The sequence below is a fragment of the Massilia sp. UYP34 genome (genome assembly GCF_056279385.1).
In genome coordinates, this window is record NZ_JBWBRF010000019.1 from 39,889 (window position 1) to 56,948 (window position 17,060).

The 17,060-nt window shown below is 67.7% G+C and carries 18 protein-coding genes and 1 other RNA gene; 7 read left to right on the forward strand and 12 right to left on the reverse strand.

Going from position 1 to position 17,060, the window contains the following annotated elements; genetic code table 11:
* The first annotated feature begins 127 nt into the window (after positions 1–127).
* Positions 128–1,303, forward strand: a complete 1,176-nt coding sequence (locus ACZ9AQ_RS20505) for a PEP-CTERM sorting domain-containing protein (protein ID WP_429206585.1) — start codon at positions 128–130, stop codon at positions 1,301–1,303.
* A gap of 124 nt (positions 1,304–1,427) precedes the next feature.
* Here ACZ9AQ_RS20505 and groL read toward each other — a convergent pair whose 3' ends face one another.
* Together groL and groES are read right to left on the reverse strand one after the other, a co-directional pair.
* Positions 1,428–3,074: a chaperonin GroEL gene (gene groL / locus ACZ9AQ_RS20510; protein WP_429206584.1), complete on the reverse strand. Its 1,647-nt coding sequence runs from the start codon at positions 3,072–3,074 to the stop codon at positions 1,428–1,430.
* A gap of 41 nt (positions 3,075–3,115) precedes the next feature.
* Positions 3,116–3,406 carry a co-chaperone GroES gene (gene groES / locus ACZ9AQ_RS20515; RefSeq protein ID WP_137171720.1) on the reverse strand — a complete coding sequence of 97 codons (291 nt, stop codon included), beginning with the start codon at positions 3,404–3,406 and terminating at the stop codon, positions 3,116–3,118.
* Positions 3,407–3,783: 377 nt separating this feature from the next.
* On the opposite strand from groES, the gene ACZ9AQ_RS20520 reads away from it, so the two are divergent.
* From ACZ9AQ_RS20520 to ACZ9AQ_RS20540, 5 genes are all read left to right on the forward strand, one after another.
* Complete coding sequence (locus tag ACZ9AQ_RS20520; RefSeq protein WP_429206583.1) at positions 3,784–4,083, forward strand: hypothetical protein; 300 nt, start codon at positions 3,784–3,786, stop codon at positions 4,081–4,083.
* Positions 4,080–4,391, forward strand: coding sequence for a cell division protein ZapA (locus tag ACZ9AQ_RS20525; RefSeq protein ID WP_429206582.1), 312 nt, complete (start codon positions 4,080–4,082; stop codon positions 4,389–4,391). Before ACZ9AQ_RS20520 ends, ACZ9AQ_RS20525 begins: the two co-directional genes overlap by 4 nt.
* 46 nt (positions 4,392–4,437) lie before the next feature.
* Positions 4,438–4,619, forward strand: a non-coding RNA gene (ssrS, locus tag ACZ9AQ_RS20530) — 6S RNA.
* Between the two features lie 91 nt (positions 4,620–4,710).
* Entirely contained in the window at positions 4,711–5,181 is a 471-nt protein-coding gene (locus tag ACZ9AQ_RS20535; RefSeq protein ID WP_429206581.1) for an EVE domain-containing protein, read from the forward strand.
* Complete coding sequence (locus tag ACZ9AQ_RS20540) at positions 5,182–5,985, forward strand: sulfite exporter TauE/SafE family protein (protein WP_429206580.1); 804 nt, start codon at positions 5,182–5,184, stop codon at positions 5,983–5,985.
* Here the strand turns inward: ACZ9AQ_RS20540 and ACZ9AQ_RS20545 are convergent.
* The 6 genes from ACZ9AQ_RS20545 to ACZ9AQ_RS20570 all read right to left on the reverse strand — a co-directional run bounded on the left by ACZ9AQ_RS20545 (position 5,978) and on the right by ACZ9AQ_RS20570 (position 12,054).
* Entirely contained in the window at positions 5,978–8,164 is a 2,187-nt protein-coding gene (locus ACZ9AQ_RS20545) for a xanthine dehydrogenase family protein molybdopterin-binding subunit (protein WP_429206579.1), read from the reverse strand. The two genes, ACZ9AQ_RS20540 and ACZ9AQ_RS20545, sit on opposite strands and share 8 nt — an antisense overlap.
* Positions 8,161–8,640 carry a (2Fe-2S)-binding protein gene (locus ACZ9AQ_RS20550; RefSeq protein ID WP_429206578.1) on the reverse strand — a complete coding sequence of 160 codons (480 nt, stop codon included), beginning with the start codon at positions 8,638–8,640 and terminating at the stop codon, positions 8,161–8,163. Before ACZ9AQ_RS20550 ends, ACZ9AQ_RS20545 begins: the two co-directional genes overlap by 4 nt.
* Complete coding sequence (locus ACZ9AQ_RS20555) at positions 8,637–9,935, reverse strand: c-type cytochrome (protein WP_429206577.1); 1,299 nt, start codon at positions 9,933–9,935, stop codon at positions 8,637–8,639. Before ACZ9AQ_RS20555 ends, ACZ9AQ_RS20550 begins: the two co-directional genes overlap by 4 nt.
* 88 nt (positions 9,936–10,023) lie before the next feature.
* Positions 10,024–10,833 (reverse strand): prolipoprotein diacylglyceryl transferase, encoded by an 810-nt coding sequence (gene lgt, locus ACZ9AQ_RS20560; RefSeq protein WP_429206576.1) that lies wholly within the window; start codon positions 10,831–10,833, stop codon positions 10,024–10,026.
* Between the two features lie 13 nt (positions 10,834–10,846).
* On the reverse strand, positions 10,847–11,749 hold the full coding sequence (locus tag ACZ9AQ_RS20565) for a LysR substrate-binding domain-containing protein (protein ID WP_429206575.1): 903 nt from the start codon (positions 11,747–11,749) through the stop codon (positions 10,847–10,849).
* Positions 11,750–11,829: 80 nt separating this feature from the next.
* Positions 11,830–12,054, reverse strand: a complete 225-nt coding sequence (locus tag ACZ9AQ_RS20570; RefSeq protein ID WP_429206574.1) for a TIGR04438 family Trp-rich protein — start codon at positions 12,052–12,054, stop codon at positions 11,830–11,832.
* Positions 12,055–12,235: 181 nt separating this feature from the next.
* Here ACZ9AQ_RS20570 and ACZ9AQ_RS20575 point away from each other — a divergent pair, with 181 nt between their 5' ends.
* Positions 12,236–12,544 (forward strand): c-type cytochrome, encoded by a 309-nt coding sequence (locus tag ACZ9AQ_RS20575; RefSeq protein ID WP_429206573.1) that lies wholly within the window; start codon positions 12,236–12,238, stop codon positions 12,542–12,544.
* A gap of 138 nt (positions 12,545–12,682) precedes the next feature.
* On the opposite strand, the gene ACZ9AQ_RS20580 is transcribed toward ACZ9AQ_RS20575, so the two are convergent.
* The 4 genes from ACZ9AQ_RS20580 to ACZ9AQ_RS20595 form a co-directional block, all read right to left on the reverse strand.
* Positions 12,683–13,099: a hypothetical protein gene (locus ACZ9AQ_RS20580; protein ID WP_429206572.1), complete on the reverse strand. Its 417-nt coding sequence runs from the start codon at positions 13,097–13,099 to the stop codon at positions 12,683–12,685.
* A 288-nt stretch (positions 13,100–13,387) separates the two neighbouring features.
* Positions 13,388–14,524 (reverse strand): CHAD domain-containing protein, encoded by a 1,137-nt coding sequence (locus tag ACZ9AQ_RS20585; protein WP_429206571.1) that lies wholly within the window; start codon positions 14,522–14,524, stop codon positions 13,388–13,390.
* Between the two features lie 104 nt (positions 14,525–14,628).
* On the reverse strand, positions 14,629–15,354 hold the full coding sequence (locus tag ACZ9AQ_RS20590; RefSeq protein WP_429206570.1) for an SIMPL domain-containing protein: 726 nt from the start codon (positions 15,352–15,354) through the stop codon (positions 14,629–14,631).
* 110 nt (positions 15,355–15,464) lie between these two features.
* Positions 15,465–17,006: an FAD-dependent monooxygenase gene (locus ACZ9AQ_RS20595; RefSeq protein WP_429206569.1), complete on the reverse strand. Its 1,542-nt coding sequence runs from the start codon at positions 17,004–17,006 to the stop codon at positions 15,465–15,467.
* Between the last annotated feature and the right edge of the window lie 54 nt (positions 17,007–17,060).

A 17,060-nucleotide genomic window follows, 5' to 3' on the forward strand; every position in this document is an offset into this window, starting at 1 on the left:
TGTAGAAATAATGCTATTCTGTAGGACCACTCCTACTTTTGTCCCCCCAATGGACCCCCGCCGCTCTGCCTACAGTCGTCGCCTCGCCAGAGCGTCGCAACGCGAAAGCCGCCTCGGCGCCCTCGCCATGCTGGGCCTTGCCGCGAGCGTTGCCGGCGTCCTTGCGCCGCCGCTGGACATCGACTGGATGCGGGCGGACGGCACGCGTGACATCACCCAGGTCGGCGCGAACTCCCCTGTCTCCCATGTCGCACCGGCGCCGGCGGCCACCCGCACGGCGGCGCCGGCCGAACAGGGCGCCGCGCGGCGCATCTATCCGTTTTCGATCATTCCCGGCGGCGTCGCGGACAAGGACGAACTGGCGCGCGTCATCCGCAGCGACGCCGTGGTCGCGGCGCACTACGCCGGCTTCGACGTCGCCAACGCGCGCGCGGTCACCGTCACCGCGCCGCGCGCGGTGTACGTCTCTTACCGCAAGGGCGACCGGGTGTACTGGACCAGGAAGACACTCATGCTGGCGCCGGGTGAAACCTTGCTCACCGATGGCAAGAACGAGATGCGGGCGCGCTGCGCCAACCGGATCTCGGACGTGCCGATGTACCCGGTCGAAGCCAATGGTCCGACCGAGTCGGAACTCGATTCCTTCGTCATCGAGGATGGCGGCGGCCTGATGGCGGTGGCGGCCGGCGTGGAGGGGCTCGATGACGGTCCCGCGGTGGAACTGGGCTACGGCAGTGAGATCTTCCCGGACGGCGCCGGCCTGTTGAGGGGCGTCGCGCCGGCCGCGCAGCCGCGCCTGGCCGACCTCATGGGCCCGCCTGCGCGTTACGGCTCGGGCATCTCGAACGGCGGCACGCTGGGCGATGGCAGCGGCGATGGCAGCGGCGATGGCGCGGTGTCGCCGCCGGCCGGCGACGGCAGCGGTACTGGCGATCCCGGCGGTACCGGCGATCCCGGCGACAGGGGCGGCCGCGGCGAAGACGGCCCCGGAGGCGGCCAACCGGAGACGCCGGCGCCGTCGACGCCCACGCCGGAGACCGCAACCGGTCCGGGCCCCGATCCCGGCCCGGGGCCCAACCCGGGGCTGCCGCCGTCCACGCCGGGCGTGCCCGGCACGCCAGGTGGTCCCGATACGCCGGGCGCCCCCGGCAGCCCCGGCAACCCCGGCCTGCCCGCGGACGATACCGAAGTCGCGCCGAACGATCCGGTCGAGGTGCCGGAGCCAGGCACCCTGTGGCTGGGCGGCGCGGCCATGGCGGCCATGCTGTGGCTGCGCCGCAAGGGGCCGCGCGCCGGGCGCTGATCCTCCGCCGTTTTTTCAGAAATAACGGACAGCAAAAAGCCCGCGAGGCGTGAACCTCGCGGGCTTTTTGTCGTGGAAGACTGGCGCGCCGGCGTTGCCGCGGCGCGCCAGGCGACCGGCTCGATTACATCATGCCGTCCATGCCGCCCATGCCACCCATGCCGCCCATGCCACCCATGCCGCCGGCTGGCTTGTCTTCGGCGAGTTCCGAGACCATGCAGTCGGTGGTCAGCATCAGGCCGGCGATCGAGGCCGCGTTCTGCAGCGCCGAGCGGGTGACCTTGGCTGGATCCAGCACGCCCATTTCGACCATGTCGCCATAGGTGCCGTTGGCGGCGTTGTAGCCGTAGTTGCCGGTGCCGGCCAGGACGGCTGCGACCACGACCGATGGCTCGTCGCCCGCGTTCTGGACGATCATGCGCAGCGGCTCTTCCATGGCGCGCAGGACGATCTTGATGCCGGCGTCCTGGTCAGGGTTGTCGCCCTTGACGTTCAGGGTCGAGCGGGCGCGCAGCAGGGCCACGCCGCCGCCTGGCACGATGCCTTCTTCCACGGCAGCGCGGGTGGCGTGCAGCGCGTCTTCGACACGTGCCTTCTTCTCTTTCATCTCGACTTCGGTGGCTGCACCGACGCGGATCACGGCAACGCCGCCGGCCAGCTTGGCCACGCGCTCTTGCAGTTTTTCGCGGTCGTAGTCCGAGGTCGCTTCTTCGATCTGGGCGCGGATCTGCTTGACGCGGGCTTCGATCGCTTCAGGCTGGCCGGCGCCATCGATGATGATGGTGTTTTCCTTGCCGACTTCGATGCGCGACGCCTGGCCCAGTTCCGCCAGGGTGACTTTTTCCAGGGTCAGGCCGACTTCTTCGGCGATGACCTGGCCGCCGGTCAGGATGGCGATGTCTTCCAGCATGGCCTTGCGGCGGTCGCCGAAGCCAGGCGCCTTGACGGCGACGGTCTTCAGGATGCCGCGGATGTTGTTGACGACCAGGGTCGCCAGCGCTTCGCCTTCGATGTCTTCGGCGATGATGACCAGCGGACGGCCGGCCTTGGCGACTTGCTCCAGTACCGGCAGCAGGTCACGGATGTTCGAGATCTTCTTGTCGCACAGCAGGATGAACGGCTGCTCATGGACGGCGACTTGCTTGTCCGGGTTGTTGATGAAGTACGGCGACAGGTAGCCGCGATCGAACTGCATGCCTTCCACGATGTCCAGCTCGTCGTTCAGCGACTTGCCGTCTTCCACGGTGATGACGCCTTCCTTGCCGACTTTTTCCATCGCCTCGGCGATGCGCTCGCCGATCGAGGTTTCCGAGTTGGCCGAGATCGCGCCGACTTGCGCGATTTCTTTCGTGGTGGTGGTCGGCTTGGCGATCTTCTTCAGTTCTTCGACGGTCGCAGCGACGGCCTTGTCGATGCCGCGCTTCAGGTCCATCGGGTTCATGCCGGCGGCAACGAACTTCATGCCTTCGCGCACGATGGCTTGTGCCAGCACGGTCGCGGTGGTGGTGCCGTCACCGGCGTTGTCGCTGGTCTTGGAAGCGACTTCCTTGACCATCTGCGCGCCCATGTTCTGGAGCTTGTCTTTCAGTTCGATTTCTTTTGCGACCGAGACACCATCCTTGGTGACGGTCGGGGCGCCGAACGAGCGCTCGAGCACGACGTTGCGGCCTTTCGGGCCCAGGGTGACCTTGACTGCGTTGGCCAGAATATTGACGCCTTCAACCATCTTGGCGCGCGCTGCGTCGCCGAACACTACTTCTTTAGCTGCCATTTGTTATTTCTCCGAATGTTTTCGTGAATGGGGTCAGGGAATTACTGCTGGACGACGGCCATGATGTCTTCTTCGCGCATCACGAGCAGTTCTTCGCCATTGACCTTGACGGCCTGGCCGGAGTACTTACCGAACAGCACGCGGTCGCCGACTTTTACTTCCAGCGGGCGGACCTGGCCGTTGTCTTGCACTTTGCCGTTACCGATGGCGAGGACTTCGCCCTGGTCTGGCTTCTCTGCCGCGGCATCAGGGATGATCAGGCCGGACGCAGTCTTGGTTTCCTGGTCGAGGCGCTTGACGATTACGCGATCGTGCAGAGGACGAAGGTTCATGCAAAACTCCTTAATATTCAGTGGTTTAACTAGCGTTTTTTGACATCGCCGCAGTTTTGTGTGAAACGCGACGGCGATCTGCAAAGAGTTGTTAGCACTCTCTACTAACGAGTGCTAATTATAGGGACGATAATTTGCCTTTTCAAGCAGCAAAGTTGATAAATACTTTCGGGTGCTTGAGCTAGCACAAGCTTTCAGGGCTCATATAATGTGTTTTTGGCATCTCGCGCCAGTGGCTGCGAATATGGCAAGAGGCGGGCAGCGTACACCCCCTGGCGCTTTCCTGCCGCACGCCAGGCAGCCCTGGGTGGGCGCGGCATGCCGCATTGCCGCGCGATTCGGTTGACGGAAAATCCATCTCGATCCTATAGTGTCGGATGATTTCCGAATTCCAAGACCTCTCAGACAAAATCGATCGGCTCGCCCAGCTGACCCAGTCATTGCGCGCAGAGAACTATTTGCTGCGGCAGGCCAATACCCTGCTCAGTGCCGAGAACCTGGCGTTCAAGGAACGCCTGGTCGAAGCCCAGCGGCGGGTCGAGGCCCTGCTCGACGAATTGCCCAAGCCGCCGGGAACGGATGGCGAAGCGGGCGGGGAAGACGACGCGGCAGACGCCACGCAACCAACGGCTGGCGCGGCGGCCGGCGCACCAGGCAATAGTGAGGCAGCACGATGATCCATCTCGACGTCACCATCATGGGCCAGCCGTATCGCCTGGCCTGCCGCGACGGCGAAGAGCGCACCCTGCGTGAGGCGGTGAGCTACCTCGACGGCAAGATGTGTCAGCTGCGCGATTCGGGCAAGGTGAAGGGCACCGACCGCATCGCCGTGATGGCCGCGCTGAGTGTCGCCGCGGAATTCCTGTCGGTCAAGTCGCCGCAGGGACCGCTGTCGGACATGTCGATTCTCGAAGTCAAGCAAAAGCTGGAAGCGATGCACACCGTGCTCGACAAGGCCCTGGCGCCGCAGGAAAATGTTTTCTGAAAAGCCGAATCCGTTTGACATGCCGCTTTAAAAGAGTAAACTGCGCTCTACCCTGCGGTGTTCGAGATTTGCCATATATTCCTTGAACCATTCTTACGCATAGGTCGTGGAACAAGGTCGATGGGAGTGAGCGTCACTCGTTTGACGAACCCGAAATTGATCTGACCGTGACCGCCTTGAACCGTTTTGGTTCAGGATGCCGGCAAAAACGGCACTGGCGGGGGCTAGGATCCACAAGCGGTTGCGCACTCTGTACGCAGCCGCTTTTTTTTGTGCGCGCGTCCATCGTGACGGTGCACCTTGCAGGGAGAACGGCGCGATGCGCTATTGGTTGATGAAATCCGAACCGGACGAAGTCAGTTTCGACGACGTCCTGTCCGCGCCCGGCCAGACCGTGGCCTGGTTTGGCGTGCGCAACTACCAGGCGCGCAACTTCATGCGCGATGCGATGGCCGTCGGCGACGGCGTGTTGTTCTACCACTCCAGCTGCGCCGTGCCCGGCGTGGCCGGGCTGGCCGAGATCGCGAGCGCTCCCTATCCCGACGCCACCCAGTTCGACCCCGCCAGCCCTTACCACGATCCGAAGGCCACCCGCGAAACGCCGCGCTGGATCTCGATCGACGTGCGCGCGCTGGAGGCGGGGCGCCATGTGCCGCTGGCCGAGCTGCGGGCCAATCCCGCGCTGGAAGGCATGGCGTTGCTGCAGAAGGGCAGCCGGCTGTCGATCACGCCGGTCGCCAGATCCGAATGGGATGCGGTCGTCAAACTCATGCGCGCCAAGGGAGCCTGAATGGATCCCTGGCTGATCCTGGCCCTGCTGGCGATGGGCACCTTCGGCGGCTTCGCGGCCGGCCTTCTCGGCATCGGCGGCGGCATGGTGCTGGTGCCCTTCATCACGATGATCTTCACCGCGCGCGGCTTCCCCGACGAACTGGTGGTCCACATGGCGATCGCCACCGCGCTCGGCGTCATCCTGTTTACCTCGATGTCCTCGGTGCGCGCCCACCACAAGCATGGCGCCGTGCTGTGGCCGGTGGTGCGCCTGCTGGCGCCGGGCATCCTGATCGGTTCCTGGATCGGCCCCTGGATCGGCAAGCAGATGAATACTTCGGTGCTGGCCTTCTTCTTCGGCTGCTTCGTCGCCTTCTCGGCGACCCAGATGCTGATCGGTAAGAAACCGGCGCCGGCGCGCGAGTTGCCGGGCCGGGCCGGCATGTTCGCCACCGGCGGCCTGATCGGGATCCTGTCGGGACTGGTGGGGGCCGGCGGCGGCTTCGTCTCGGTGCCGTTCATGACGCGCTGCAACGTGCGCATCCATAATGCGGTGGCAACCAGCGCGGCGCTGGGCTTTCCGATCGCACTCTCGGGGACGCTGTCGAATATGTATTATGGCTGGGGCGAGCCGGGCTTGCCGGCATGGTCGCTGGGCTTCGTCTACCTGCCGGCGCTGGCCATCATCGTGCTGGCCAGCATGACCATGGCGCCGCTCGGCGCCCGCGCCGCGCACCGGATGCCGGTGCGCCAGCTGCAGCGCATCTTCGCCGTGATCCTGTATGCGCTGGCGGCCTATATGTTCTGGAAGGCCTTCAACTAGCCTTTCTCACGCGCGCGCGGTCCAGCGGCAGGTCGCGCATGCGCAGTCCGCAGGCATCGAACACCGCGTTCGCGATCGCCGCCGCGGCCGGGCCCTGCGCCGCCTCGCCGGTGCCCAGGAAGGGCTGGCCGGGGCGGTCGATCAGGTGCACGTCGAGCTTGTCGGGGGCCTGGCCGAAGCGCAGGATCGGATACGAGGCCCAGTCCACGGTGAGCACGCGCGTGGCGTCGAAGCGCACCTGTTCGAGCAGGGTCCAGCTGGCCGACTGCACGATGCCGCCCTCGATCTGGTTGCGCACGCCGTCCGGGCTGACGATCTCGCCGCAATCGACGGCGCTCGATACGCGCGTCACGCGCACCAGCCCCGTTTCGCGCGCCACCTCCACCTCCACCGCCAGCGCGCAATAGGCCGCCAGGTTCTTGTAGCGCGCAAATGCAAAACCGCGGCCGCGGCGCGCAGGCTTTTTATAACCCTCCCAGCCGAACTTCTCCGCCGCCAGCCTGACCACGTCGATGGCGCGCGGATCTTCCAGATGGCGCAGGCGAAACGCGACCGGGTCGAGCTTCGCCGCGCGCGCCAGTTCGTCCATGAGGCTCTCGATCGCGAACACATTGAAATAGGCGCCCAGGCCGCGCATGGCCGAGGCGCGCAGCACCGCCTGCGGCTGGAAATGGTGGGTCACGCGCGCGTTCGGCAGCCGGTAATAGGGGATCGCGTTGCGGTCGCCGCCGCCTTCCGGCTGAGGGATCGGTTTCGGCCTTGGCGGCGTAAAGGGCTTGGCGAGATGCGTGGCCGGCAGCAGGCTGCCGGCGGGGCCGGGACGGATGTTGTGCGACGGCGTGAAGACGTCGTATTGCCAGTCGGCGATGCGGCCGTCGGGATCGAGGGTGGCCGCGACCCGCGCCACCATCGCCGCGCCGAACGGCTCCCATGCATGCTCGTCCTCGCGCATCCACTGCACCCGCACCGGCCGGCCCGGGAAGGCGCGCGCCAGCAGGGCGGCGTCGGCCGCCACGTCGTCGGCGCCGTTGTGGCCATAACAGCCCGAGCCCTCGACGTGGATGCAGCGGATCGCGTCTTCCCGGGTCGCCAGCAGTTCGGCCAGCGCGCCACGCAGCGGGAACACGCCCTGCGAATGGGTCCAGACCGTGTAGCGGCCTTCCACCAGCTGCGCCACCGCGCAGGATGGGCCGATGGAGCCGTGCAGCTGCAACGGGCGGGTATAGGTGGCCTGCAAGTGCACGCCTTCCCGCATCCGCGCGCCGCGTGCGACGATGGTGGTCGGTTCGGCCGGCTGCGCCAACACCAGCGCCTCGACGTTCGGGTGGGCCGGCAGCGCGGACGGCGTTTCCCAGCGCGCGGCGCGCGCGAGAAGCGCGGCGGCCTTCACGGCGCGGTATTCGCCATCGGCGATCACGGCCAGGAAGCGGCCGTCGCGCACGACCTTCAACACGCCCGGCAGGCGCATGACGGCGGCCGTATCCACGTCGGTCAAGGTCGCCGCCGGCGCGGGCGGACGCACCACGCGCGCATGCACCATGTTTGGCAGGCGCAGGTCTTGCACGTAGGCGCGTCCGCCCGTGACCTTGGCCGGGATGTCGACGCGCGGCAGGGATTGGCCGATCGTGGTCTTTGGGCCGGGCGCGGGCGGCGCCGGCCGCGGCGTGGCGCGCAGGTGCAGCTCCCGGCCGGTGACCAGCTGGCCGAAGCTGGCGCGGCGGCCGTCGGGGGCGATGAAGGCGCCGTCCTTCAATGCCAGGCTGGCCGCGGGCGCCCCAAGGCGCGTCGCCGCCAGTTCGCCCAGGCGCATCCGCACCTGGCCCGCCGCATGGCGCAGCGCGGCGCCGCTGTCCTTCATCGAGTTGCTGCCGGCGGTCAGGCCTTCGTCCGGCGTGCGCGCGGTGTCGGCGGTGACGATCGTCAGGCGTCCGGGCGCGATGCGCAGCTCGTCGGCCGCGACCTGCAGCAGCGCGGTCTTGATGCCTTGACCCAGCTCGGCCTTGCCGGTGAAAACCGTAATGCGTTCATCGGCGTCGATGCGGATCCAGGCGTCGAGCCAGGGCGTCGTATCGAGGCTTTTCGGTAATGCATCCTGCGCCGACCACGCCGGCATGGCGAACGACAGCGTCAGCGCGCCGCCGGCGGCCAGGAAGTGGCGCCGACCCTGATCGAGGCTCATCGCTTGCCTCCCGCCGCGAGCTGGTCGGCCGCGCGCCGCACCGCGCGCAGGATGCGCATATGGGTGCCGCAGCGGCACAGGTTGGGCGACATGTGGGCGCGGATCCGGGCGTCGCTCGGATTCGGTTCGCGCTCGAGCAGCGCGGCGGCCTGCATGATCATGCCCGCGATGCAGTAGCCGCATTGCGCCGCCTGCTCGTCGATGAAGGCCTGCTGCAGCACGCCGGGCTTGTCGCTGCTGCCCAGGCCTTCGACGGTGCGTACCGCGCGCGCGCCGACGTTCGAGACCGGCACCATGCAGGACATCACGGGCTGGCCGTCCATGATCACGGTGCAGGAGCCGCACTGGCCCAGGCCGCAGCCGAACTTGGCGCCATTCAGGGCCAGGTCGTTGCGCAGCACGTACAGCAGCGGGGTGTCGGGGTCGGTATCGACGGCGTGGCTCTTGCCGTTTACCTGCAGGCGGTAGGTCGTCATGGTGCTCTCGCTTTGCTCACTTGCTCGTCCAGTTCCGGCCAGGCTGGCTGGCCGGCGCCATACTTGCGCAGGTAGGCGGCCAGCGCGCCGGCCTGTTCATTGCTCAGGATCGCCTTGAAGCCGGGCATCCAGCGTCCCGCTTCGCCGTCCGGCGGCAGGATGCCGTCGTCGACGATATGGATCAGGCTGCGCGGGTCGGGGTCGTACAGGGCGATCGCCTTCTGCAGCGGCAGGGCGGTGCCCGAGCTCGGGGCGCGACCGACGTCGTGGCAGCGCGCGCACGAGTTGGCGTACAGCTCGTAGCCGAGGCGCATGCGCGGCAGTTCGGGGTCGTCGGCGGCGGGTGGGGGCAGCGGACCGTCCTGCTGCGCCGGCGTCGCGCGCAACGGGGCTTGCGACAGGTGGCTGTGGGTCCACGCGGCCAGCGCGGCGACGTCGCCTTCATCGGCCTGGGCCAGGTGCATCACCACGTCCTGCATCGGGCCGCCGGCGACCGCGTGGTCCTCGGCCATGCCGGTGCGCAGGTAGGCCTGCAGCTGTTCGCGCGTCCACGGCAGCGGCGACGGCGATTTCGCGTTCAGGGCCGGCGCGTACCAGTCATCGGCTTCGCCGCCATCGAGCTGGCGTTTCAGGTCCGGACCACCCAGCTTCGTGCGCGGCGTGTGGCAGGCGGCGCAGTGGGCGACGGCGTCGGCCAGGTAGGCGCCGCGGTTCCATTCGGCCGACTGCTTCGGGTCGGGCTGCCACGGCGCATCAATCAGGTACAGCACGTTCCAGAAACCGACCAGCGGCCGGAAACCGAAGGGGAAGGTCATCTCGTTGTCGGGCGCCGGCGCGGCGATCGCGGGCCGGGTCATGAAGTAGGCGTACAGGTCGTCGATGTCGGCCTGCGTCATGCGCACGTAGTGGTTGTAGGGGAAGGCCGGATACAGCAGGTGGCCGTCGCGCGAGACGCCCTCGCGCATGGCGCGGGTAAAAGCGTCAGGGCTCCAGGCGCCGATGCCGGTGTCGACGTCGGGCGTGATATTGGTGCTGTGGACGGTGCCGAACGGCGTCTCCATCGGCTTGCCGCCGGCGAAGGGGCGCGCCAGGTCGGCCGTGTGGCACGAGGCGCACATGCCGAGGCGCGCGAGGTTGGCGCCGCGCTCGATGCGCGCATCGTCAAAAGCGGGGATAGTGTTGTGCGGCGCCAGTGCGGGGCGCCACATGATGGCAAAAGCGATGCCTGTCAATACGACGATGGCGGCAAGTAGCAGCCACCATCGGGTACGCCGCTTGCGCCTGGTGTGATCCATATGGGCTCCGATCCGTGGAGCCTCATTGTCGGGCGTAAAGGACGAGCGCTCTGTGCGCTCGCCCACTCACGCATGCGACATACCGCGATCAGGCGGTCACGGGCCGGCCCGGCGGCTGGCGGTAGGCCCAGGCCAGCATGACCAGGGCGGCGACGATCATCGGCAGCGACAGCACCTGGCCCGACGTGATGGGCAGGCCGAACACGGTAGTTTCCCAGTCCGGCACGCGGAACCACTCGGTGAAGAAGCGCGCGCAGCCGTACAGCAGGGTGAACATGGCGCCGACCGCCAGGCGTGGACGCGCCTTGCGCGCGAACAGCCACAGGAGCACGAACACCAGCACGCCGTCGACCAGCGCCTGGTACAGCGGCGATGGGTGGCGCGGGCCTGCCACGCCGGGCCACAGCATGGCCCATGGCAGGTTCGGGTCGGCCAGGCGGCCCGGCAGCTCGGCGTTGATGAAGTTGCCCATGCGGCCGGCGGCATAGCCGAGCGGCACCAGCGGCGCGATGAAGTCGTAGACGTCGAGCAGGTTGCGCTTGCGCTTGCGCGCCCACAGCGCCATCGCGATCAGGACGCCCAGGAAGCCGCCGTGGAAGGACATTCCGCCCTTCCAGATCATGAGGATCTCGAGCGGGTGTTCCAGGAAGTACAGCGGCTGGTAGAACAGCACTTCGCCCAGGCGGCCGCCGACGATCACGCCCAGCATCCCGTAGAACAGCATGTCGTCCAGGTCGTCGCGGGTCCAGCCCTGCGCCGCCACGTGCGGCATGCGGATGCGCACCCGGCCCAGGATGATGAACAGGGCGAAGGCCACCACGTACATCAGGCCATACCAGTGGATTTGCACCGGGCCGAGCGCAATCGCGATCGGGTCCGGCTGCGGATGAATCAGCATAGTCAGTCTCTCTTCAATTCTTCAATAAATCCAGGAAGCCCCTCAGGACGGGCGAATCGTTATCGCGCCGCCAGGCCAGGCCGGTTTCGGCCAGCGGCGCCGGGTCGTGCAGGGCACGGTATTCTACGCCGGGTCGCATCAGGTTCGACACGGATTGTGGCACAAGTGCCAAGCCCATGCCGCCGGAAACCAGGCCGACGATGGTCTGCATCTGGATCGCTTCCTGGCCGATGGTGGGCAGCACGCCCGCCGCGCGAAAGCAGGCCAGGATCGCATCGTGCAGGCTGGGCGCCACCGCGCGCGGGAAAATCACCAGCGGCAGCGGCGGCAGGTCGCGCAGGCGCACCGGGCCCGGGCTCTCCAGCGCCGCCAGGCCGCTCGGCGCGCACAGCACCAGCGGCTCGTCGACGATCTTCAGGTAGTCGAGGGCGCCGTCGGCCATGCCGCCGGGGGCGCCCGGTTGCGGCGGAATCACGAAGCCGGCGTCGATGCGGCCCGAAAGCAGTTCTTCGAACTGGACGTCGGAGGTCGCTTCCTGCAGCACCAGGCGCACGGCCGGATAGGCGGCGCGATAGCGGCGCAGCACGTCGGGCAGCAGCCCCAGGCCGGCGGTCGAGACGAACGACAGGGCCAGGCGGCCCGCTTCGCCGCTGGCCGCGCGCCGCACCAGCTCGGGCAGCGCGGCGGCTTCTTCGAGGATGCGGCGCGCCTCCGGCAGCAGGGTCGCGCCGGCCGCGGTCAGGCCGACCATGCGCCGGTTGCGCACGAACAGCGGGGCGTTGAACAGTTCTTCGAGGTTGGCGATGCTCTGCGACAGCGGCGGCTGCGTCATGTGCAGGCGGCGCGCGGCGCGGCCGAAATGCAGCTCTTCGGCCACGGTGACGAAATGGCGCAGCTGGCGCAGTTCGGGATGCATGAGGGATGAGTGGATCAGACTGTGATACGCGCAATGTATCACAGCCCATACTCACAGGCCCCACGCGGGCAGGACTTGGTTCAGCGGCGCTTGTCGAGGGTCTTCTTGACGCGCTCGTTGCGGCGCTTGTCCTGGAGAGCGTGTTCTTTTTTCTTGTCGAGCCCAAGCATCTTCTCGATGTACTCGAACCAGATGAAGGCAGCGACGAACAGCCCGGCGATGACCCACCAGGACAGCTCGGCAAAACGCCAGACCTCGAAAAAGCGCAGGGCGGCCAGGGCGACGATCAAGAGGATGAGTGGCATGATGTAAGAAGCTCCTTCAGACGCCCATCTTACAAAGAAAAGAATGCCTGCGGGCAAAAGTTGCTATTTTTCTGTTACAGGATAGGGGGAAACGTGGCGATCGCGTTACAGAGTGTATCGCCCCCATTCCCTTGCGGGGATTGGCGGTAGAATCCAATCAGTCATGAATCTGGAGAAACAAATGAAGCGGTCCCTGATGTTGTGTGTGGTGTTGTCGGCCTTCGCGTCGCCGGGTGCATTCGCCCAGGCCGACCTGGCCAAGGCCAAGAATTGCATGGCTTGCCACACCGTCGCCACCAAGCTGGTCGGTCCTGCCTACAAGGACATCGCGCAGAAGTATGCGGGCCAGAAAGGCGCCGAGGACAAGCTGGTGCAGAAGGTGCTCAAAGGCGGCGCCGGCACCTGGGGGCCGATCCCGATGCCGGCCAATCCGCAGGTGAGCGAGGCCGAAGCGCGCTCGCTGGTCAAGTGGGTGCTGGCGACCAAGTAAGCGCCTGGAAAGACGCCCGAAACAAGACGCACGAAACGAGACGCACGAAACGAGACGCACGAAACGAGACGCACGAAACGAGACGCACGACTAGCGCGCCCGCGTGAGCATGGCGCGCTTTTTGTTGTCCAGCGCCGTTCAGGGCCCGGGCAGGCGTGACTGCAGGGCTGCTGCGGGCAGGGCTGTCTCGGGCACCTGCGCGTCGGAGAAGAACAGCCAGTCGTGGTTGCCCAGCCTGAGGCCGACGCCCGGCACCTGGAAGTGGCTCGACAGGTCGGGCGTGAAGAAGATCTGCGGCGTGTCGTCGAGCGCCGCGCCGCCCAGCATGACCAGCAGGGTGGAGCCGCCGGCGTCGATCGTCAGCGCCATCTCGCCGAGCGTGACGATGCGCCCCCGGCCCGATTGCATCAAGCCGCCCAGGGAACGGGCATACAGGAAGAACAGGACGCTGCCGGCCGCATGCCAGCGGCGCAGGCGCGCCACGATGTCGCCGCCGCCGCCGTCGCTGCGCGGGGAATGTGGAACCAGTTGGTGCGGTGCGGTGAGCATGCCCATCGTCGTTCTCCCTCGTCGTTCTCCCTTGTCGTTCTCCCTTGTCGTTCTCCCGTGACTGCCCGGTCAGGTGCGTCCAGCCGACCGTCTCGGCGCATCCCCGTCACGCCCTGTGGCGGATCGTCTCGGGTTCTGGCAGGTACGTCGCCGGCCCGGCCGGTTTCGCCTTCTGCATTGCCGCCGCCATCACCATGCCGGATCGATCCCGGATCGTCTACGCAGGGCGCGTACGGCTGCAGAGCAACGTTACCGCAAATCGCGATTGTCGAAAAGCGGTACAGACAGCTTCGCTCAGCGCGTGAGGCGCCGCCTGGCGACGTCCGCCAGGGGCCTGGACAGGTTGCGGGCGCCGGCCTCGCTGCTGGCGGCCAGGTAGCCGCGCACGTAGGCGGCCTGCCTGGCGACCTGGCTGCTGCCGCCCTTGAGTTCGTCGAGCAGATGATCGGCCACCGCCATGTCGTTCAAGAGGCCAAGGCGGTCCTGCAGCTTTTCCAGGTGGCCGACGTAGCGCTTGACGCGGCGCGCCGGCAGCAGGTCGCGGAAAAATTCGGCAGCGTAGCGCGCCTTCTTGGCGGCGATGCGCACCCGGTGGCGGCCCGGCGCGTCGTTCTTGTCCAGGCCGTCGATGCGCTTGGCCAGGCGCTTCTCGGCCTTGCGCAGCAGGGGCAGGGCGGCCTTGGCGGCGCGCCCGGCCAGGGGCGAATCCTGGTCCAGCGCGGCGTCAGGACGCCAGCGGCGTTCGCCGAGCCATTCGTTCAGCTGCGTCATCAGCGCGACGTAGCGCGGCTGGCGCAGCACGTCCAGGACGTGCGCGTGATGGGCATCGGCACGTTCGTGCGCGGCCTGGCGCAGCGCCGAGGCGTCGAAGTCCCGGACCCGGTCGAGGGTGGCGTCGGCCAGCACGTCCCAGTCGCGCGCCGGTCCCAGTTCGCCGGACAGCCATTCGATGTCGGCGTGCAGCGCGACCGGCGGCGCGGCCAGGTCCTCGAACATGGCCAGCAGCGCGCGCAGGCGGCGCAGGCCGACCCGCATCTGGTGCAGGCTCTCGGCCTGTTGCCTGAGCACGCCCGGCAGGTTCGCTTCGATCTGGCGGACGCAGTTCAGGCCGATGGACTGGAAGGCGTCTTCCAGCGTCATGCGCCCGCGCAGGCGCACCGGTTCGGCCTTGACCGGCCGGATCGGTTCTTCTTTCGGCAGTGGCTGGTCCTGTTTCGGATCCTGCGCGCCCGCCGGGGCGGCGACCGCGGCTTGCAGGTCCAGCTTGGGGCCCGGTTCCGGCTTCGGTTCTGGGCTCGGTTGCGGGCTCAGTTCCTGGTCCAGCTGCTGGAACGACTCCAGGCCGCTGGCCGCGGTTCCAAGCGGCTTGGCGGCCGCCGGTGCGGGGTCCTTCGGCGCGGGCTGCGCCGGTTTTTGTTGCTTGGCCATCATGGTCCTTTCACTGACGAGACGTCGATGACACGAGCATACGCTTGCCCGCCATCCGGCACGCCCGATCATGACAAGAAGGTGACATCGACAGCGCGGACCGGCGCCTACCTGGCGATCCGATAGATCACGTCCACGCCCTGCACCAGCTTTTGCACGCCCACCAGGAGCGGATCGCGCACCGTGGCCATCGAGGTATGGCGCGGGCCGTCGGCGGCCAGTCCCATCGAGTTCGACAGGTTCTTCAGCGGCGCCAGCGCCACGCCGTTCGCCGGTCCCAGCCTGGCGCCGATCCCGCGCGCGATGTTCAGCGCCTTCCGGCGCGCCGCGGCCAGGGCCTGGCTCACCAGCTCGGCCTCGATCTCGTCGGCGTCGCTGCGGCTGAAGGCGACGGCCAGCGACTCGACGTTCGGCATCGTCATCAGGGCCTGGATCAGCGCCGTCCAGCCATCCAGGTTGCGCACCGTGGCGTGGAGCGCGGCGCGGGTCTCGATCGTGTGCACCGTATCGCCTTGCATATCGGCCCGCATAAGCGGGCGGCGCAGCAGGTCCTGCACCGAGATGTCCTCGACCGCGACGCCATGCTGCGCCAGCAGCGCGCGGCTCGCCTCGAGCCGTTCGCCGACCAGCTTCCAGGCCGCTTCCAGGTCGGGGTCCAGGCTGACGATCTCGACATCGATCTCGCCCGTGTCCGGCATCACGTGCAGGTCGGCGGCGGCGTTCACGTGGATGAAGGGGTAGGCCGGCAGGTCGGCCGCCTGGACGGGGGCGAATGCGGTGCACGAAGCGATGGCGAATGGGACGGCAAACCTGGCGGCGAGTTTCTTCAGCATGACGGTCCTTGTGAGGCGGGAGGATTCCCGGCGACAGCCAGCTTAGGCGATCTAGACATCGATGTCTAGAAGCGCGATGGCATTTCATGCCGGGTGGGTAGGGCGGGCCATCAGTCGCAGAAGCGCCGGTAGGCACGGTCGCGGAAATAGTGGGCCAGGGCATCGGGTCCTGGGCCCGGGTCGCACAGGGCGACGTGGCCGTCCGGCCGCACGAGGTAGTGGGCGTGGTGCGCGAAGCCGGCTGCTTCGTGGCGCGCGCTCCAGGCGAATTCGCGCAGGGGCATGCCGTGCAGCAGGCACCAGGCGCGCAGGCCGTCGCCCGCCTCGCCATAGACCTGCACCTGCCAGTCGATGTTCGCGAGCGGCGCGTGGTTGTCCATGCCGTCTTCGTCGTCACCCCCGACCCAGGGCAGCCTGTCGCCGGCCTTGATGTTCCCCGCGCCGCCGATGCTGAGCGGGCTGTCATGGTAGCTGATCGTGATCTGCGAGATGATCTTGAAGATCAGTTCGCGCACCGGGTCGACGCTGTAGGCGACCGTGGCGAACAGCGGCGCAATGTGCATGCGCACGAAGTCGGCGAAGTTGCCCTCGGCCGTGATGAAGTTGAACATGCGGTCGGTGGTGTCGACCAGCTTGCGCGCGAACGCCAGGCGCTCGGTCTCGTAGCTGTCGAGCAGGCTGTCAGGCGCTTCGTGGCGCACCACGGCGGCCAGCTTCCAGGCCAGGTTGACGGCGTCGCCGATGCCGGTGTTCATGCCCTGGCCGCCGGCCGGGCTGTGCACGTGGGCGGCGTCGCCGGCCAGGAATACCTGGCCGCTGCGGTAGTGGCTGGTGATGCGGTGGTGCACGCGGTAGGTCGAGAACCAGTGCACCTGGTCGACCCGCAGGCCCAGGCTCGACAGGGCGCGGTGGCCGACGTCGTCGAAGGTGAGGGGGGCGGCGTGGCTGTCGTCGGAGGGGCGGTGCACGGTGCCGATCAGGCGTCCGCGGCCGCTGTCGGTATAGGGCAGCATGATGACGAAGTCGGACGTCTCGAGCGAGACGTGCACCTCGCCGTCGGCCGCCACGCCGGCGGCCTGGACGTCGGCCACGTAGAACAGGTGGGCGTAGGTGCCGCCCGGGAACCCGGCGCCGAGCTTCTGGCGCACGGTGGAACTGGCGCCGTCGCAGCCGGCCAGGAAGCGCGCCTCGCATTCGCGCAGGCCGCCGTCCGGGTCGCGCAGGCGCGCCACCACATAGTCTTCGCGGTCCTCGAAGGCGACCAGCTCGACCGGTCGCTGGACCTGGACCCCGGCCAGCTCGAGATGGCGCAGCAGCAGCCGCTCATGCAGGTCTTGCGGATACACCAGCACGAAGGGGTAGGGCGTGAGCTTTTCGCCCGCGTCCTGGAACGACAGGCGCGCGCGGCGCTTGCCCCGCACCCACATATTGAGGGCGACGTTGCGCTTGCCGGCGGCAATCGTTTCGTCGGCCAGGCCCAGCTGGCGGTACAGTTCCAGCGTGCGTGCCTGGACCACCATCGCGCGCGACGTGGTGCCGGGCTGCGCCGCCTTGTCCACGAGCGCGACCTTGACGCCCTGGCGCGCCAGCCACAGGCCCAGCACCAGGCCGGTCGGCCCCGCGCCGGCGATGAGCACGTCGTACCTGTCCACGGGCTTCTCCTTCATCCGTCCTACTCAGATGCCGGCGTGGCGCAATGGTTCCAC

Excerpts from the sequence above, each read along its gene's own strand:
- groES (WP_137171720.1), bottom strand. The coding sequence starts at position 3,406 with ATGAACCTTCGTCCTCTGCACGATCGCGTAATCGTCAAGCGCCTCGAC.
- ACZ9AQ_RS20590 (WP_429206570.1), bottom strand. The coding sequence starts at position 15,354 with ATGCTGAAGAAACTCGCCGCCAGGTTTGCCGTCCCATTCGCCATCGCT.
- ACZ9AQ_RS20565 (WP_429206575.1), bottom strand. The coding sequence starts at position 11,749 with ATGCATCCCGAACTGCGCCAGCTGCGCCATTTCGTCACCGTGGCCGAA.
- ACZ9AQ_RS20525 (WP_429206582.1), top strand. The coding sequence starts at position 4,080 with ATGATCCATCTCGACGTCACCATCATGGGCCAGCCGTATCGCCTGGCC.
- ACZ9AQ_RS20580 (WP_429206572.1), bottom strand. The coding sequence starts at position 13,099 with ATGGGCATGCTCACCGCACCGCACCAACTGGTTCCACATTCCCCGCGC.
- lgt (WP_429206576.1), bottom strand. The coding sequence starts at position 10,833 with ATGCTGATTCATCCGCAGCCGGACCCGATCGCGATTGCGCTCGGCCCG.
- groL (WP_429206584.1), bottom strand. The coding sequence starts at position 3,074 with ATGGCAGCTAAAGAAGTAGTGTTCGGCGACGCAGCGCGCGCCAAGATG.
- ACZ9AQ_RS20520 (WP_429206583.1), top strand. The coding sequence starts at position 3,784 with ATGATTTCCGAATTCCAAGACCTCTCAGACAAAATCGATCGGCTCGCC.
- ACZ9AQ_RS20570 (WP_429206574.1), bottom strand. The coding sequence starts at position 12,054 with ATGCCACTCATCCTCTTGATCGTCGCCCTGGCCGCCCTGCGCTTTTTC.
- ACZ9AQ_RS20545 (WP_429206579.1), bottom strand. The coding sequence starts at position 8,164 with ATGAGCCTCGATCAGGGTCGGCGCCACTTCCTGGCCGCCGGCGGCGCG.
- ACZ9AQ_RS20505 (WP_429206585.1), top strand. The coding sequence starts at position 128 with ATGCTGGGCCTTGCCGCGAGCGTTGCCGGCGTCCTTGCGCCGCCGCTG.
- ACZ9AQ_RS20550 (WP_429206578.1), bottom strand. The coding sequence starts at position 8,640 with ATGACGACCTACCGCCTGCAGGTAAACGGCAAGAGCCACGCCGTCGAT.
- ACZ9AQ_RS20555 (WP_429206577.1), bottom strand. The coding sequence starts at position 9,935 with ATGGATCACACCAGGCGCAAGCGGCGTACCCGATGGTGGCTGCTACTT.
- ACZ9AQ_RS20585 (WP_429206571.1), bottom strand. The coding sequence starts at position 14,524 with ATGATGGCCAAGCAACAAAAACCGGCGCAGCCCGCGCCGAAGGACCCC.
- ACZ9AQ_RS20575 (WP_429206573.1), top strand. The coding sequence starts at position 12,236 with ATGAAGCGGTCCCTGATGTTGTGTGTGGTGTTGTCGGCCTTCGCGTCG.
- ACZ9AQ_RS20540 (WP_429206580.1), top strand. The coding sequence starts at position 5,182 with ATGGATCCCTGGCTGATCCTGGCCCTGCTGGCGATGGGCACCTTCGGC.
- ACZ9AQ_RS20535 (WP_429206581.1), top strand. The coding sequence starts at position 4,711 with ATGCGCTATTGGTTGATGAAATCCGAACCGGACGAAGTCAGTTTCGAC.